This is a genomic window from Ramlibacter sp. (assembly GCF_035627355.1).
Classification (GTDB): Bacteria; Pseudomonadota; Gammaproteobacteria; order Burkholderiales; family Burkholderiaceae_C; genus Ramlibacter.
Genome location: NZ_DASPLW010000030.1, coordinates 87,602 through 103,838, shown reverse-complemented (window position 1 = coordinate 103,838; position 16,237 = coordinate 87,602). Strand labels below are relative to the sequence as shown.

Here is a 16,237-nt window from a genome sequence, read left to right as displayed (position 1 = left end):
GACGACCCGCACGGCCCGGTACGAGCCGGCCATGGCCGAAGCGCGCTCAGCGGGCCTGGCGCAGGAAACGCCGCACGTTGTCGGCGTCGGCACCGACCGACTCGACCGCGTGCCGCAGTTCCTGTTCGCTGCAGCCCAGCCAGCGCGCCCAGTTGCGTCGCTCCCAGTCGGGTTCCAGGCTGACCAGCAGTTCCTCGGCGGTGCAGGCATCGTCGTCGTCCGGCATGTGGGCCTCCATGAAGCTGTTCGCTGCCAGCGTATGCAAGGCCGGCCGCGGCGCCATCGGATGCCGCGGTGCCATCCGGTGCGAAGCCGCCCACCTGCGCTGTAGGCGCACGGATGGGCCCGCTGAAAGCCGGAACCGCATCGCCGATCAGCACGCCAGCACGAACACGTTCCACGAGCCCGGCTGCAGCCGCGCGCGCAAGCGGCCGGGCTCCAATTCCACGCCCCGGTGCGGACGCGGCGACACGGTGTCGGGTTCGGCCGCCGTGTTGATCGCGTGCAGTTCGGGGTGGTGCAACTCCACCGCCTCCTGCAGCACCCAGCGCGGGTCGGCCCCGCGCAGTTCCACCTCCAGAGCCATCGGCTGCGCCAGGTGACGGTTGAGCGCGAAGATGGCGGTGCGCTGCGCCTGCCGATCGTGCGTGGCGCTGGCCACCAGGTACGGCATCTCCGGGTGCAGGCGCCCGCTGCCCGCCGGCGAATCGATCGCCGGCTGCAGCACCTGCCCACGGGCGTGGCGCGACGCCAGCGCGAACGGGTGGAAGATCGCCTGCCGCCACGCCGGCCCGCCCGGCTCGGTCCGGATCGCGCCGATGGCGTTGACCAGCTGGGCCAGGCAGGCCACCTTCACCCGGTCCGCGTGGTTCATCAGCACGCACAGGGCCCCGCCCGCGGCCAAGGCATCCTCGAAGGTATGGATCTCCTCGATCAGGCGCGGCGCGCTCGGCCAGCCCGGCTGCCGGGCATGCTCGCCGCTGCGAGCCCGGTACCAGGTGTTCCACTCGTCGACCGCCAGCAGGGTGCGCTTGCGCGAATGCCGGCGCGCGGCGACGGCATCGGCGATCGCCGCAACCTCGCGGATGTGCCCGTCCAGGCTGTCGATGTTGCCCAGGAACTCCCAGCTGTCGGCCTGCGGGTTCTCGAAGTAGGCGTGCAAGGAGACCAGATCGACCTCCTCGAAGCACTGCTCCAGCACCTCGTACTCCCATTGGCCGAAGGTCGGCAGGGAGCGGCTGGACGAGCCGCAGGCGGTGAGCTGTAGGTCCGGCGACACAGCGCGCATCAGGCGGGCGCAGTCGCGGGCCAGCCGCCCGTACTCGGCCGCCGACTTCTGGCCGATCTGCCAGGGCGCATCCATCTCGTTGCCCAGGCACCAGGCGCGCACCGCGTGCGGCGCATCGAAGCCGTGGCTGCGCCGCCAGTCCGACAGCTGCGTGCCGCCGGGGTGGTTGCAGTACTCCACCAGCCGCCGTGCGGCGTCGGCGCCCCGCGTGCCGAGGTTGACGCCCAGCATGGGCTCGACGCCGGCGGCCCGGCACCAGCGGATGAACTCGTCGGTGCCGAAGGCGTTGCTCTCGGTCGAGTGCCAGGCGAGGTCCAGCCGCGCCGGACGCTGCTGCGGCGGGCCGACGCCGTCCTCCCAGTCGTAGCCCGAGAGGAAATTGCCGCCGGGGTAGCGAACGGTCGTCACGCCCATCTCGCGCACCAGGGCCAGCACGTCCTGCCGGAATCCGTGCGCGTCGGCGGTGGGATGGCCGGGCTCGAAGAGGCCGCCGTGGACGCTGCGTCCGACGTGCTCGACCAGCACGCCGAACAGGCGCCGGTCCAGCGCTCCGACCACGAAGTCGCGGTCGAGGACGAGCCGGGCGCGGAACATGGAACCGCGCTCAGGCCCAGTCGGGCTGCAAGGTGAAGCGCGCCACCAGGCTGTCGCCCGGGGCCAGCCGGGCGCCACCGAGCGCGTCGGGCCCGAAGCGCGGCGCCAGGTTGAGCCAGTCCGTGCACTGGCTGACCGGTTCGGCGCAGAAGTGTTCCTGGCCGCGCGGGCAGTACAGCACGAAATGGTCGAGCGGGGGCTCGGCCTCCAGGGCCAGGCTGCGGGCCGGCCCGTGCACGTCGGCCGGCCACTCGATGAGGGCGCGCCGGCTCCAGCCGGTGAAGTTGTTGTCGAGATCGAGCCGGCCCAGTTCGATGCCGCGAATCAGCGCCTCCACCGGTTCGGCCCGGGCCAGCTGCGTGGGCATCACCTCGCCGTCGGTGAGCCAGACCGCCTGCGTGGCCGTCGCCAGGCGCGTGCCGGGATGGTGCGGGAAGTAGGGGTGGTGGCCGATGCCCAGCGGCATGGCCGCGTCGTCCTCGTTGCGCACGGCGATCTCGACCGACAGTCCGTGCTCGTCCAGGGTGAACCGCTGGTGCGCCGAGAAGCGCCAAGGCCAGGCGGACCCCGCCTCGACCTGCAGGCGGATCTGCGCTTCCCGGGGCCCGGCGGCCTCCACGGTCCACGGCCGCAGCCAGCCGATGCCGTGCAGCGGATGGGGCGAATCCTCGCCCGGATGGTTGGGCGGACAGCGGATCTCGCGGCCTTCGAAGCGGGCCCGGCCATCCCGGATGCGGTTGCAGAACGGCAGCAGCGGAAAACTGGCCATGCCCAGCGGGTTGCGATCCGCGAGGTCGGACGCCGTGGCCGGTCGCAGCCAGTGCAGCTCGCGCCGCCGCCGTCCGTCGCGCCAGCGACGCGAGAAGGCCGCGATCGAGCCGCCGGCGCTCGGTGCCAGCACGGCATGCAACTCACCGGCGGCGAGGACCAGCAGCGGCTCGGTGGCCGCGCCGCCACCCTGTTCGATCGGTGCACCCATGACCAGCCGCATGGTGGGGGCGATCCCGATTGCTGCGCGGCACGGCTGGCCCGGTTCCATTGATCGCTCGCGTAGGACGCGGCCCATTTGGTGAGCCGCTCCCCCATGGAAGGGCTGCCACTCCCCAGAATGCATCCATGCAAACCCTGATCGTCTTCTCCCACCTGCGCTGGAACTTCGTCTACCAGCGTCCGCAGCACCTGTTGTCGAGGCTTGCGCGGCGATGGCCGGTCGTGTTCATCGAGGAACCGGTGCCCGGCTCCGAACGCGACCATCTCGAGCCCATCGAGGCGGCGCCGGGCGTGCAGGTGTGGCGTCCGCACGTGCGGGGATCGGCCTACGGCTTCCACCCCGAGCACCAGGCGGTGCTCCAGCGGCTGATCGGTGCCGCGCTGCGGCGCGCGGACGTGCGGGACTACTGGCTGTGGTTCTACACGCCCATGGCGCTGCCGCTGACCGGGCTGTTCGAGCCCGGCGGCGTGGTCTACGACTGCATGGACGAGCTCTCGCTGTTCCGCGGCGCACCGCGCGAACTGGTCGAGCAGGAGGAAGCCCTGTTCCGCACGGCGGACGTCGTCTTCACCGGCGGGCGCAGCCTCTACAACGCGAAGCGTGACCGACATTCCGACGTGCACTGCTTTCCGAGCAGCGTGGACGCGGAACACTTCCGGCGCGGCGCGGCCGACCATTCGCTGCAGGCGTCACTGCGCCGGCCGCGTATCGGCTACAGCGGAGTGATCGACGAGCGGATCGACCTGGACCTGATCGCCGGCATGGCGGACGCACGCCCCGGGTGGGACTTCGTGATGGTCGGCCCCGTCGTCAAGATCGATCCGGCCAGCGTGCCGCGCCGGGACAACATCCACTGGCTGGGCCAGCAGGCCTACGACGACCTGCCCGCCTTCATCAACGGCTGGGACGTCTGCCTGCTGCCTTTCGCGCTGAACGAATCGACCCGGTTCATCAGCCCGACCAAGACGCTCGAGTACATGGCCTGCGGCCGGCCGGCGGTGAGCACCGCCATCCGCGACGTGGTCGAACCCTACGGCCACGTGGTGCCGATCCGGGAGGACGCGGGCGGCTTCGTGCAGGCCTGCGAGGCGTTCCTGCACGCCAGCGCCGCCGAGCGCGCCGGACACGAGGCCGCGCTGGCCGGGATCATCGCCCGCACCTCCTGGGACCGCACCGCCGCGGCCATGGCGGACCTGGTCGCCAGGGCGGAGGCGGCACGCCGGGCCGATGCCCTGCCGGTGGTGCGGCGTGTCGCCGCCGAGCTCGCCCGCGTCTCGACCGGTTCCGCTGCGCTGGCGGGTTGACCGCAGCCCGCACGAGGATCGCCCATGGACATGACCCGACCCGACCTGCGGCCGGCCGCTCCCACCCACGGCTCCGCCGCCGGCTTCGACTACCTGGTCGTCGGCGCCGGCTTCGCCGGCAGCGTGCTCGCCGAGCGCCTCGCCAGCGTGCTCGGCCAGCGCGTGCTGCTGGTGGACAAGCGCCCGCACATCGGCGGTAACGCCTACGACCGCCACGACGACGCCGGCCTGCTGGTGCACCCCTACGGGCCGCACATCTTCCACACCAACTCCGAGGACATCTTCCAGTACCTGTCGCAGTTCACGCGCTGGCGGCCGTACCAGCACCGGGTGCTGGCCAGCGTGGACGGGCAGCTGCTGCCGATGCCGATCAACCTGGACACCATCAACCGGCTGTACGGGCTGAACCTGAGTTCGTTCGAGGTGGAGGGCTTCCTCGCGTCGCTGGCCGAGAAGAAGGACGAGATCCGGACCTCGGAGGACGTGGTGGTCGGCAAGATCGGCCGCGAGCTGTACAACAAGTTCTTCCGCGGCTACACGCGCAAGCAATGGGGCCTGGACCCGTCCGAGCTGGACGCCAGCGTGACCTCGCGCGTGCCCACCCGCACCAACCGCGACGACCGCTACTTCGCCGACCACTTCCAGGCCATGCCGCTGCACGGCTACACGCGCATGTTCGAGCGCATGCTGGCGCACCCGAACATCAAGGTCATGCTCAACACCGACTACCGCGACATCGTCGGGCTGCTGCCGTGGAAGCACATGATCTACACGGGGCCGATCGACGACTTCTTCGACTGCCGGTTCGGCAAGCTGCCCTACCGCAGCCTGCAGTTCGAGCACGTCAACCTGCCGCAGGAGCAGTTCCAGCCGGTAGGCACGGTCAATTACCCGAACGACTACGGCTACACCCGCATCAGCGAGTTCAAGCACATCACCGGCCAGCGGCACCCGACCACCTCGGTCGTGTACGAGTACCCCTGTGCCGAGGGCGATCCCTACTACCCGGTGCCGCGGCCGGAGAACGCGCAGCTGTACAAGCGCTACGAAGCCGAGGCCGAGAAGCTGCCGAACGTGACCTTCGTCGGCCGCCTGGCAACCTACCGCTACTACAACATGGACCAGGTGGTCGGGCAGGCCCTGGCCGCCTTCCGCAAGCTGCAGGCGGCCCATTCGGCGGCCGAGCGCAGCATCCAGGTCGCGCGGCAGCGCGCGCAGTCGGCGGAGGCCTGATGCCGCTGGCGCTGTGGGCCGGCCCGGAATGCACGGTCAACCGGGTCGGCGACCGCTTCAAGGACCAGCTGGCGCAGAGCGGTTTCGACATCCGGATCGAGGACCTGGACCGGCTGGCCGGGCTGGGCATCGCCCGGATGCGCTTTCCGCTGGTCTGGGAGCGCACCGAAGCCGAGCGCGGCCGGCCCGACTGGGCCTGGGCGGACACCTGGCTGGCCCGGCTGCGCGAGCTGGGCGTGGCCCCGATCGCCGGGCTGCTGCACCACGGCAGCGGTCCGCGCTGGACCGACCTGCTGGATCCGGCTTTCCCCGGGCTGCTGGCCGACTACGCGGCGGCGGCGGCGGAACGCTATCCGCACATCGACGCCTGGACGCCGGTGAACGAGCCGCTCACCACCGCGCGCTTCAGCGGCCTGTACGGCCTGTGGTACCCGCACCGGCGCGACGACGCGAGCTTCGTGCGGGCCCTGCTCCACCAGCTGCGCGGCACCGTGCTGGCGATGCGCGCGATCCGCCGCGTGCATCCCGGGGCGCTGCTGGTGCAGACCGAGGACCTGGGCTTCACGACCAGCTCGCCGGACCTGGCCTACCAGGCCGACTTCGAGAACCTGCGCCGATGGCTCAGCTTCGACCTGCTGGCGGGCAAGGTCGACCGCCACCACGGACTCTGGGACTACCTGCGGCGCGCCGGCGCGAGCGAAGACGAGCTCGCGTGGTTCGCCGACGCGCCCTGCCCGCCCGACATCGTCGGCATCAACAGCTATCTGACCAGCGAGCGGCACCTGGATTCGCGCGTCGAGCACTACCCGGCGCGCTGCATCGGCGGCAACGGCCGGCATGCGTACGCCGACGTCGAGGCCGTGCGCGTGCTGGGCACGCCGGTCGGCAGCTTCGAAGCGCGGCTGGGCGAGGCGCACGCGCGCTACGGCCTGCCGCTGGCGATCACCGAAGTGCACCTGGGCTGCTCGCGCGAGGAGCAGATGCGCTGGCTGCTCCAGGCCTGGCGCACCGCCAGCCGGCTGCAGGACGAGGGGATCGACGTGCGGGCCCTGACCTGCTGGGCCGCGTTCGGCAGCTTCGACTGGAACAGCCTGGTCACGCGCGATGACGGCCACTACGAGCCGGGTCTCTGGGACCTGCGCTCCGATCCGCCGCGGCGCACCGCGCTGGCCCGGCTCGCGAGCGACCTCGCGTCCGGCCAGCCGCCCGATCACCCGGTGCTGGAGAGCCCGGGCTGGTGGCTGCGGACGGAGCGCCTGGAATACCCGCCACACGGCCCGGTGCAGGGCGCGGAACTGGCCGGCCGGCCGCTGCTCGTCACCGGCGCCACCGGCACCCTCGGCCGGGCCTTCGCGCGACTGTGCCGGCTCCGTGGCCTGCCCCACCACCTGCTGGGCCGCGCCGACATGGACATCGCGGACGCCGCATCGGTCGAGGCGGCGCTGCGGCGCTGGCAACCCTGGGCCGTGGTCAACACCGCCGGCTTCGTGCGCGTGGACGACGCCGAGGACGATCCGCGGCAGTGGCGCGAGAACGTGACCGGGCCGCAGGTGCTGGCGCAGGCCTGTGCCCGGCACGGCATCCGCCTCGTCGGCTTCTCGAGCGACCTCGTGTTCGACGGCGCCAAGCAGCAGCCCTACGTCGAGGGCGATCCCGCGCTGCCGCTCAATGCCTATGGCCGGGCCAAGCTGGAGGCCGAGCGGCTGATGCTGCGGCAGCACCCGGATGCGCTGGTGATCCGGGCGGCCGCCTTCTTCGGCCCCTGGGACCGCCACAACTTCGTGACCTGCGCCCTGGAGAGCCTGCGCCGTGGCGAGCCCTGGCGCGCGGCCGGCGACCAGTGGGTCTCGCCGACCTACGTGCCGGACCTGGTGCACGGGACCCTGGACCTGCTGGTGGACGGCGAGAGCGGCATCTGGCACCTGGCCAATCGCGGCACGGTCAGCTGGGCGGAACTGGCTTGCATGGCCGCCGAAGCGGCCCGTCTGGACACCGCGCTGGTGCAGGCGCTGCCGGGGGCAGCGCTCGGGCAGCGGGCCCGCCGGCCGCGCTACTCGGCCCTGGGCAGCGAGCGCGGCCTGCTGATGCCGCGGCTGGAGGACGGCGTGCAGCGCTACCTGGCGGACTGCCCGGCGGCCGCGTCTTGAGGCGCGCCAAGCGCCCAGGTTTTCGGGTCGTCGCTGCCGGGCACCAGTTGCCGGCCCTGGTGACCATGGTCCCGGTAGCGGGCCAGCACCTCGCGGGCCGCGGCCTGAACGGCGCCGGCGTCGCACAGCGCCACGCAGGCACCGCCGAACCCGGCCCCGGTCAGTCGCGCCCCGTGCACGCCCGCACGGGCCTGCAGCAGGCCCACCAGCAGGTCGAGTTCCGGCGTGGAGACCTCGTAGTCGTCCCGCAGGCTGGCGTGCGAGGCATTCATCAGGGCGCCGAACGCCGGTGCGCCGGTGCAGGCCGCGGCCTTCAGCACGCGCGCGTTCTCGCTCAGCACGTGGCGCACCCGCCGGCGCAGCACCTCCGGCAGGCGGTCGGCCGCGGCGGCGTCGGCCACCTCGCGCAGGGACGCCACGCCGAGCTCGCGGGCGGCGCTCTCGCATTCGGCCCGCCGCTGGTTGTAGCCGCTGGCGGCCAGCGTGCGCGCCACGCCCGAATCGAGCACCAGCACCGCGGTGCCGGACGGCAGCGGCACCTCGCGCCGCTCCAGCGAGCGCGTGTCGATCAGCAGGGCGCGATCGGTCGCGGCCAGGCTGGACGCCATCTGGTCCATGATCCCGCAGCGCACCCCGGCAAACTCGACCTCCGCCCGCTGCGCCAGCTGGGCGACCAGCACGTCGTCCATCGGCAGCCCCAGCAGTTCGCGCAGGCAGCGCAGCGTCGCCACCTCCAGCGCGGCGCTGGACGACAGGCCCACTCCCATGGGCACCTCGGAGCGCACCTCGATGTCCAGCCCCGGCACCTGCACCCCCTGCTCGCGCACCAGCGCCAGGCAGCCGAACACATAGCTCGCGAAGTGCTCCGCCGGCGGCTGCTCGAAGCTGAAGCGCGAGCGGCTGCCCAGTTCGGCCGCGTGCAGCGTGAAGTGGGTGCCGCCGTTGCGGCGCATCGCGACGCGGGTGCGCTGGGCGATCGCCACCGGTAGCACGAAGCCCTGGTTGTAGTCGGTGTGCTCGCCCAGCAGGTTGACCCGGCCGGGCGCATCGGCTGTCGCTTCCCAGGCTGGGGGCGCCGCGTCGCTCATGGGAGATCCACTTCCACCTGCTGCAGCTCGCGCGCCTTGTCCTCGGGCAGCGCGTCCATGGCGAAGAAGCCGGCGGCCAGTTCGGTGCCGGCCAGGTACTTGAGCCGGTCGCGGGTGCGGTACGGCGGCCACAGCTGCGCATGCAGGTGCGACTCCGGATGCGGCCGGCCGTCCGTGGGTGCCTGGTACCAGGCCATCAGGTAGGGAAAGGGCCGCTGCCACAGCCCGTCGTACTTCAGCAGCACCGTCTTGAGTGCGCGCGCCAGGTCGGCCCGCGCCTCCGGTTCCAGCTGCGCGAAGCCCTCGACCGGCCGCACGGGCGCGATCCACACCTCGTACGGGTAGCGGGCGCAGGCCGGCACGAAGGCGACGGCATGCGGGCCGTCGTACAGCAGGCGCGCGCCCTCGCGCCGCTCCGCCTCCACGTGCATCTCCAGCACGCCGCGACCGTGCGCCGCGAAGTGGTCGGCCGCGACCTGCTGCATGCGCTCCGGCACCGGCGGGACCATCGGGTAGGCATAGATCTGCCCATGGGGATGGTGCAGCGTCACGCCGACCTCGGCGCCGCGGTTCTCGAACGGCAGCACGTACTGGATCGCTTCCTGCGCGCCCAGCCGTGCGGTGCGCTCGCCCCACACCTGCAGCAGCAGCTCGATGTGGTCCAGCGGCAGCGCCCCCAGCGAGGTCTTCCGGTCCTGCGTGAAGACGACCACTTCGCAGTGCCCCTGGGCCGACGCCGTGGGCACGATCAGCTCCGGCGGCGCCGGCACGAAGCCGCCCAGCGAAGGGAATCGGTTGTCGAACACGGCCACGTCCCAGGGGCCGGCCGGCACCTCGGTCGGGTTAGCCGGGTCGGTGGTGGGCGCCAGCGGGTTGTACTCGGGCGGCGGCAGGAAGGTGCGATCCTGCCGGTGCGCGGCGTAGGTCACCCATTCGCCGCGCAGCACGTGCCAGCGCAGGTGCGGCCCGGCCGAGAGCGGGTCGGCGAACGGGCTGGGCGCCGCCAGCCCGGCCGGGAGCGGCTGCCGGCCATAGAGCGTCAGGCGGCGCCCGTCCGGCTTGGCGAGTTCCAGCCGGTGCATCAGACGCCCCCCTGGATGTAGGTGCGCGACAGCGAGGTGATCCGGCGGATGCGTTCGAGCGGGATCTTGGGCGTGCGATCCGCATGCAGCAGCCCGTTGGCTTCCTGGAAGGTGTCGGCGAACTGCGTGTAGCAGAAGCCGCTGAACAGGGCCGTGTAGATGACGGTCTGCAGCAGCTGCTCGTACAACTGCGCGAAGGTCTCCTCGTCGGTGACCTCGGTGTAGCCCCAGATCTTCTTCACCCCGGCCTCGGCCCGCGCCTGGAAGGTGATCCCGCCGAACTCGGTCAGCATGATCGGCTGACCGCGGTGCGGATAGCCGTCCAGCGTCAGCACCCGGCCGCCGGGCCGGCGCCGGTCGAACAGCTTCTCGGGCTCGACCTCCGGGCCGTAGCGCTGCCGGATGTGCTCGATGTTGGAGTCGTAGTCGTGGATGCCGATGATGTCGGTGGCCGAGGACTCCCAGCCGTCGTTGCCGATCACGGCCCGTGTCTGGTCCAGGGTCTTGGTGAGGTGGTACAGCGCCTCGACCGCATGCCGGTGGGCCCGCACGGTGGGCAGCTCCGGCACGCCCCAGGATTCGTTGAAGGGCACCCAGACGATCACGCAGGGATGGCTGTAGTCGCGCTCGATCGCCTCCGACCATTCCTGCACCGTGCGTTCGATCGCCGTGCGCGTGAAGCGGTAGGCCGAGGGCATCTCTTCCCACACCAGCAGGCCGAGCCGGTCGGCCCAGTACAGGTACCGCGGGTCCTCGATCTTCTGGTGCTTGCGCACACCGTTGAAGCCCATGGCCTTGGCCAGCTCGACGTCGCGCCGCAGCGCGTCGTCGCTGGGTGCCGCCAGCAGCGACTCGGGCCAGTAGCCCTGGTCGAGCACCATGCGCAGCACGTAGGGTCGGCCGTTGAGCATGAAGCGGTCGCGCAGCACGTTGGCCGAGCGCAGCGCGGTGTACGACTCCACCTCGTCGACCAGCTTGCCGTCGCACCACAGCCGCAGGCGGGCCTCCAGCAGGGTCGGACGCTCGGGGCTCCACAGCAGCTCGTTGCGGAAGTCGTCGATGCCGGGGTCGGACAGCACCACCAGCCGGTCCACTTCGCCGTCGACCACCCGGTAACGGTCCCGCGCCAGCAGGCGCTCGCCGTGCCGCAGTTCCAGCTCGAGCGAGGTGTCGGCGCCGGTGTCCCCCTCGACCAGGGCTTCGATGCCGAGGGCGAAGCTGTCCAGCCGCGGTGTCCAGCGGATCTTGCGGATGTGCACCGGCGACACCCGCTCCAGCCACACGGTCTGCCAGATGCCGGTGGTGCGGGGATACCAGATCGAATGGGGCTCCAGCTGCCAGTCCTGCTTGCCGCGCGGCTTGGTCAGGTCGTGCGGATCGTCCTCGGCGCGCACGGTGACCGTCTGCCGGCCGCCGGGGTCCAGCGCCTGGGTGATGTCGGCCTGGAACGGGGTGTGGCCGCCCTGGTGCGTGGCCACCAGGTGGCCGTTGACCCACACGCGGGCGGCATAGTCCACCGCGCCGAAATGCAGGATCACCCGGTCGCTGCCCGGCTGCAGTTCGAACTCGCGCTGGTACCAGCAGGCCTTGTGGAAGCCGCGATCGCCGACACCGCTGGCTTCGGCCTCGGGCGGGAACGGGACGGTGATCTCCAGCGGCCACTGCGCCACCTCGTCCGGACGGCCCAGGCGGCCGTCGTCGTCGAAGCGGAAGCGCCAGGCGCCATTGAGCGACAACCAGTCGGCACGCCTGAGCTGCGGCCGTGGGTAGCCGTGTCGGATCGCTGGGTCCACGTCGGTCATCTCTTTCGGCAAGGGGACCCGAGCTTGGCGTCGGGATGCGGGCCGGGCGTGTCGGACAAGGGCCCGAACCCGGCGGCCCGGGCGACCGGCGCAGCGGACGGCTTCAGCCTCCCTCGTCCAGCACCGCCTGCCGCAACCAGCCCCTCACCGTTTCCAGGTGCCGCGCCTCGGCCTGCAGCGGACCGGCGAAGGCCTGCGCCATCGGCTCGTGCCCGGACTGCCGGGCCAGCTCGGCCAGCAGCTCCCAGCTGGCGTTGTCGCCCAGTTCGACCATCAGCATGGAGCCGAGCGCCTGGGCCAGCGTGGTTCGCGGATCGGTGAGCACCTGCAGGTGGCCGGTGGCAGCCACGCCCGCCACGTCGGCGCAGGGCGTGACCGCCGTCGGGTCCGCGCCGAGCTGCTGCAGGCAGCGGGTGAGCAGTTCGAAATGCGAGGCTTCGTCGTCGCGCATGGCCTGCAGCTGGGCGAGGTCGAGCATCGGGCCCTGGCTCGCTGCGCCAGCCTTGGTGATCAGCGCCTCGTACAGCCGCACGCCGGTGCGCTCGAACGCCAGCCGCTCGCCCAGCTTGTCGATCAGCACCTCCGGATTGTCGCCCTTGAGCTTGCCCATCGCCGCCTTGGCCACGCCCTTCAGGCTGGCGGGCACGGGCACCGAGCCTACGCGGTCGGCCTCCAGCGCGTACTGCTTGCGCACCTCGGCCAGCCCGGCCGGCTCGTGCGGCGCCCGCGGTGCCTGTTCCCGTGCGAATTCGACCAGCTGGTCCTTGCTGAGCGGGGCCATGTCCAGCCCCGTGCGGTTCATGCCGACGGCAGTCGTGTTGTCCATGTGTCTCTCCGGTTTCAGGCGATGGTGGCCGGGCGGGCGGCCAGCTCGGTGCCCGGCATCCACTGGTAGGCGCTGGAGACGCCCTGCGAAGGCGAGCCCTGCGAGTTCATGTGGTTGCGGTACTGCAGCGAGGCCACGGCTTCGTCGTCCTCGTCGACGAAGCGGGTGCCGTCCTTGCGCATCGGCACCTCGGCCAGGGCCTGGCGCAGGAAGTCGCGGTGGCTCCTGAACTCGATCCCCCGCGGCAGCTTGCCGTCGCCCAGCACCTCGGCCGGGTCGCGCCGCTCGATGTCCTTGAACAACTGCAGGGCGCACTGCACGTGCCCGAGCTCGTACTCGAGGAACTGCTCCCAGAGCGCCTTCACGCGCGGGTTGGTCTCCTGGCTGGCGCAGGCCTGGTAGTTCCACACCTCGTTGGCCTGCTGCAGCAGCAGCTTCTCCAGCGGGCTCTCGTCCGGGTTGAGCATGGAGCCGTAGTGCACGATGTGCTGGCTCTCCACCGACGCGATCTCGGCATAGAGCTGGCGCGCCACCGGGTCCGCGAACCAGGGGCCGTAGTGGATGTAGTAGTCGTGCGTCTGGTACTCGCCGCCCACCAGCGTGATGGCGTGCAGCTTGGTCGCCAGCGCCGCGTCCCGCGCGTAGCACTCCAGCAGGTCGTTCTCCGGGCTGCGGTGGTGCACGACCGTGGGGCGCCCGGGCACGATGTCGGTGTAGCCCTGGGTGATGCTGTTGGCGTCCTTGCCCTCCAGCCGGTCCATCAGGGCCGCGTAGCGGTACAGGTGGTCGAAGTCCTCCAGCAGGGCATAGCGGTAGGCCTGCGCCATGTACGCGTCCGGTTCGTGCTGGGCCACCGAGGCGGTGACCTCGATCGCCACCTGCTCGTAGGCAATGGTGGTCTCGAGCGGCGAATGGTCGGCCGACACCATCCAGTTGATCGCCGTCGCCTGGTGGTTCTCCACCCGCGTGAGCTGGGCCAGCGGCACTCGCGCCTCGCGCTGCATGCGCAGCAGCACCTGCGACACGCGCAGTGCGTCGGTCTCGATGCCGTTCATCAGGATGACGCGCACGCGGGTGAAGGCGTCGTCGTCCAGCTTGCTGATCGGCTTGCCGACCAGCTCCTTCCAGGTGAAGCGCTGCCGCTCCAGCGGCACGCCCTTGTCGGTGAAGAGATTGATGGCCATGGGGGTCCTTTCCGGTTGGAGGCTTCCGGTGGCAACTGCCATGCCACTCCCCCGGGGCGGCGCGGTCAGCGGCCCGGCAAGGCATAGGCGATCACGTCGTCGCCCGCCTTCGTGCCCAGCGAGCCGTGGCCGCCAGCCACCACCACCAGCATCTGGCGGCCGTCGGCGGCCTGGTAGGTCATGGGGGTGGCCTGCCCGCCCGCGGGCAGGCGGCTGCTCCACAGCTCGCGGCCGGTCGCGAGGTCGTAGCCGCGCACGTAGTTGTCCAGCGTGCCGGAGAGGAAGGCAACGCCGCCGGCGGTGACCAGCGGCCCGCCGAGGCTGGGCACGCCCATGCGGAACGGCAGCGGCACGGGCGCCAGGTCGCGCACCGTGCCGTTGCGGTGCTGCCAGGCGACCTGGCCGGTCGCCAGGTCGATGCCGGCCACGTAGCCCCAGGGCGGCTGCTGGCACGGGATGCCCAGCGGCGACAGGAAGGGTTCCATCGCCACCGCGTACGGCGCGCCGAAGTTCTCGTTCAGGGACGGCAGCGCGCCATGCGGCGGCGCGTCGTTGGAAACCAGGCTGGTGGCATCGGAGCGCGGCAGCAGCCGCGAGGTGAAGGCCAGGTAGGCAGGCGTGGCGAACGCGTACCCACGGACCGGGTCGACGGCGATCGAACCCCAGTTGAACACCCCGAAGTTGCCGGGGTAGATCAACGATCCCTGCAGCGAGGGCGGCGTGAACCGCCCCTCGTAGCGCAGTCGATGGAAGGCGATGCGGCAGGCCAGCTGGTCCAGCAGCGTGGCGCCCCACATCCGGGCGCCGGTGAGCGGCGGCGGGGCGAACGACAGCGCCGACTGCGGCTGCGTCGGCGCCGTGTGGTCGCCCGGCGCAGCCCCTTGCGGCGCGGGCTGCTCGCGCACCGGCAGCACCGGCCGGCCATTGCGCCGGTCCAGCACGAACAGCTCGCCCTGCTTGGTGGGCTGGACCAGCACCGGCACCATGCCGTCGGCCGTGCGGAGGTCCAGCAGCGAGGGCTGGGACGGCACGTCGTAGTCCCACAGGTCATGGTGCACCGTCTGGAAATGCCAGCGCACCTGTCCTGTGGCCAGGTCCAGCGCCACGATCGAGGACGAATAGCGCTCCACCGGCGCGGAGCGCCGGCCCCCCCACTGGTCGGGCGGCTGGTTGCCCAGCGGGACATAGACCAGGCCCAGTTGCTCGTCGGCCGCGAGGATGGTCCAGCTGTTCGGGGAGTTGGCGGTGTAGCTCTGGCCGGGTGCGATCGGTCCCGTGCGCCCAGGGTTGCCGGAATCCCAGTTCCACACCAGCTCGCCGGTTTCGATGTCGTAGGCGCGGATCACCCCCGACTGCTCCTGCGTGGAGACGTTGTCGAGCACGGTGCCGCCGACGACCAGCAGCTTGCGCGTCACCACCACGGGGGACGTCGAGTAGTAGGCGCCGGGCCGGTAATTGGGCATGCCGCGCCACAACCAGATCTGCCCGGTGCCGCCGCCGAACCGGGCACACACGTGGCCAGTTTCCGGATTCAGGGCGATCAGCCGCCCATCCGCCGTCGGCATGAACAGCTTGCCGACGGGGCAGGCCGCGTCAGCCGGCGAGCTGCTGGCCGCGACCAGGGGTGCGCGCTCGGGTGCCGCCCCATCGGGCGCGGCCTCCGCCGGCATCTCGCCGGCGGCCGCTCCCGGTACCGGGACGGGCGTGGCTGCGGCCGCGGCAGGCGGGCCGCCCGCCGGCGCCGAAACGGGGGCACTGGCGGCGGCCTCCGGCGCCGGCGGCTGCCAGCTCAGGCCGCGGCAGGTCAGGTGCTGCAGCGCCAGCTCGCCCTGGATGCGCGGATCGAAGCGCCACAGCTCACGGCCGGTGCCGGCGTCCAGCGCCACGACGTGCTGGTGCGGCGTGCAGAAGAACAGCCGGTCGCCGATCTTCAGCGGCGTCACCTCGAAGGTCGTCTCCGGCGGATCGCCTGCCTGGCCGCGGGTGTCACCCGTCTCGTAGTGCCATACCGGCTGCAACTGGCCGACGTTTTCCGGCGTGATCTGGGCCAGGCCGGAGTAGCGCTGGCCATGCCAGGTGCCGCCGTACGCCGTCCAGTCGGCTTGCGGCGCACCGGGCGCAGGGCCGGACGCCGCGGCCGTGGGCAGTCGGCCCTCCAGCGTTTGCGGATCGACGAACGCGCTGGCCACCGCCACCACGCCCATCGCCGCCAGCGAGGCTCCTACGGCGGCGCGAGCGGCACCGGATCGTCCGCGCGCCACCGCCGGCAACAGCATCAGCAGGCCGAGGACGAACAGCAGGTCCAGCCGCGTCGCCAGCGGCCACCAGTCCAGTCCGGATTCCCACAGGGCCCAGGCCAGCGTGGCGACCGACAGCAGGGCGAAGAGCCACCAGGCCGAGGCACGGTCCTTCCACAGCAAGCCGCCATCCACCATCAGCACGACGCCGGCGAGCAGGTAGTACCAGGAGCCGCCCAGCGCCGCCAGCCAGGCGCCGCCGGCCGCCAGCCCGAGCCCGCACAGGGCAATGACGACGGCCAGCGCCCGGCGGAGGAAGGAACGGGATTCGTGCATGTGCGCTGCCGTCGGTGCGCCCGCACCTGCAGGCGATCCGCGCCCATCCTAGGAGCGACGCCCGCTCGCGGCCTCGGACGCTGCATACGCGCCGTGTAGGAGGGCTTCCCCCGCTCTGGCGCGAC

General features: G+C 71.8%; 12 protein-coding genes. 3 read left to right on the top strand and 9 right to left on the bottom strand.

From position 1 onward, the window contains the following. Nucleotides 1-46: 46 nt before the first annotated feature. From VEC03_RS08600 to VEC03_RS08590, 3 genes are all read right to left on the bottom strand, one after another. Nucleotides 47-226, bottom strand: coding sequence for a DUF3606 domain-containing protein (locus VEC03_RS08600; RefSeq protein ID WP_324914382.1), 180 nt, complete (start codon nucleotides 224-226; stop codon nucleotides 47-49). Nucleotides 227-373: 147 nt separating this feature from the next. Further along, nucleotides 374-1,882, bottom strand: a complete 1,509-nt coding sequence (locus tag VEC03_RS08595; protein ID WP_324914381.1) for an alpha-N-arabinofuranosidase — start codon at nucleotides 1,880-1,882, stop codon at nucleotides 374-376. 10 nt (nucleotides 1,883-1,892) lie between these two features. Beyond that, nucleotides 1,893-2,861, bottom strand: coding sequence for an aldose 1-epimerase (locus VEC03_RS08590; protein WP_324914379.1), 969 nt, complete (start codon nucleotides 2,859-2,861; stop codon nucleotides 1,893-1,895). Between the two features lie 137 nt (nucleotides 2,862-2,998). On the opposite strand from VEC03_RS08590, the gene VEC03_RS08585 reads away from it, so the two are divergent. Genes VEC03_RS08585 through VEC03_RS08575 form a run of 3 tightly spaced genes read left to right on the top strand, consistent with a single transcriptional unit; the run spans nucleotide 2,999 to nucleotide 7,557 of the window. Beyond that, a complete protein-coding gene (locus VEC03_RS08585) occupies nucleotides 2,999-4,177 on the top strand; it encodes a glycosyltransferase family 1 protein (RefSeq protein WP_324914378.1) in 1,179 nt (392 codons plus the stop codon). Between the two features lie 30 nt (nucleotides 4,178-4,207). Then, on the top strand, nucleotides 4,208-5,410 hold the full coding sequence (gene glf / locus VEC03_RS08580; RefSeq protein ID WP_324914411.1) for a UDP-galactopyranose mutase: 1,203 nt from the start codon (nucleotides 4,208-4,210) through the stop codon (nucleotides 5,408-5,410). After that, complete coding sequence (locus VEC03_RS08575) at nucleotides 5,410-7,557, top strand: sugar nucleotide-binding protein (protein ID WP_324914376.1); 2,148 nt, start codon at nucleotides 5,410-5,412, stop codon at nucleotides 7,555-7,557. Before glf ends, VEC03_RS08575 begins: the two co-directional genes overlap by 1 nt. On the opposite strand, the gene galK is transcribed toward VEC03_RS08575, so the two are convergent. The 6 genes from galK to VEC03_RS08545 form a co-directional block, all read right to left on the bottom strand. Beyond that, nucleotides 7,524-8,645 (bottom strand): galactokinase, encoded by a 1,122-nt coding sequence (gene galK / locus VEC03_RS08570; RefSeq protein WP_324914375.1) that lies wholly within the window; start codon nucleotides 8,643-8,645, stop codon nucleotides 7,524-7,526. The genes VEC03_RS08575 and galK overlap by 34 nt on opposite strands. Beyond that, nucleotides 8,642-9,727, bottom strand: a complete 1,086-nt coding sequence (gene galT, locus VEC03_RS08565; protein WP_324914373.1) for a galactose-1-phosphate uridylyltransferase — start codon at nucleotides 9,725-9,727, stop codon at nucleotides 8,642-8,644. Before galT ends, galK begins: the two co-directional genes overlap by 4 nt. Continuing rightward, a complete protein-coding gene (locus VEC03_RS08560) occupies nucleotides 9,727-11,520 on the bottom strand; it encodes a glycoside hydrolase family 2 protein (RefSeq protein WP_324914371.1) in 1,794 nt (597 codons plus the stop codon). Before VEC03_RS08560 ends, galT begins: the two co-directional genes overlap by 1 nt. 112 nt (nucleotides 11,521-11,632) lie before the next feature. After that, nucleotides 11,633-12,355: a ferritin-like domain-containing protein gene (locus VEC03_RS08555; RefSeq protein ID WP_324914369.1), complete on the bottom strand. Its 723-nt coding sequence runs from the start codon at nucleotides 12,353-12,355 to the stop codon at nucleotides 11,633-11,635. A 14-nt stretch (nucleotides 12,356-12,369) separates the two neighbouring features. Next, nucleotides 12,370-13,539 carry a hypothetical protein gene (locus VEC03_RS08550; protein ID WP_324914367.1) on the bottom strand — a complete coding sequence of 390 codons (1,170 nt, stop codon included), beginning with the start codon at nucleotides 13,537-13,539 and terminating at the stop codon, nucleotides 12,370-12,372. 65 nt (nucleotides 13,540-13,604) lie between these two features. After that, nucleotides 13,605-16,112, bottom strand: coding sequence for a membrane-bound PQQ-dependent dehydrogenase, glucose/quinate/shikimate family (locus tag VEC03_RS08545; RefSeq protein WP_324914365.1), 2,508 nt, complete (start codon nucleotides 16,110-16,112; stop codon nucleotides 13,605-13,607). Nucleotides 16,113-16,237 lie beyond the last annotated feature (125 nt).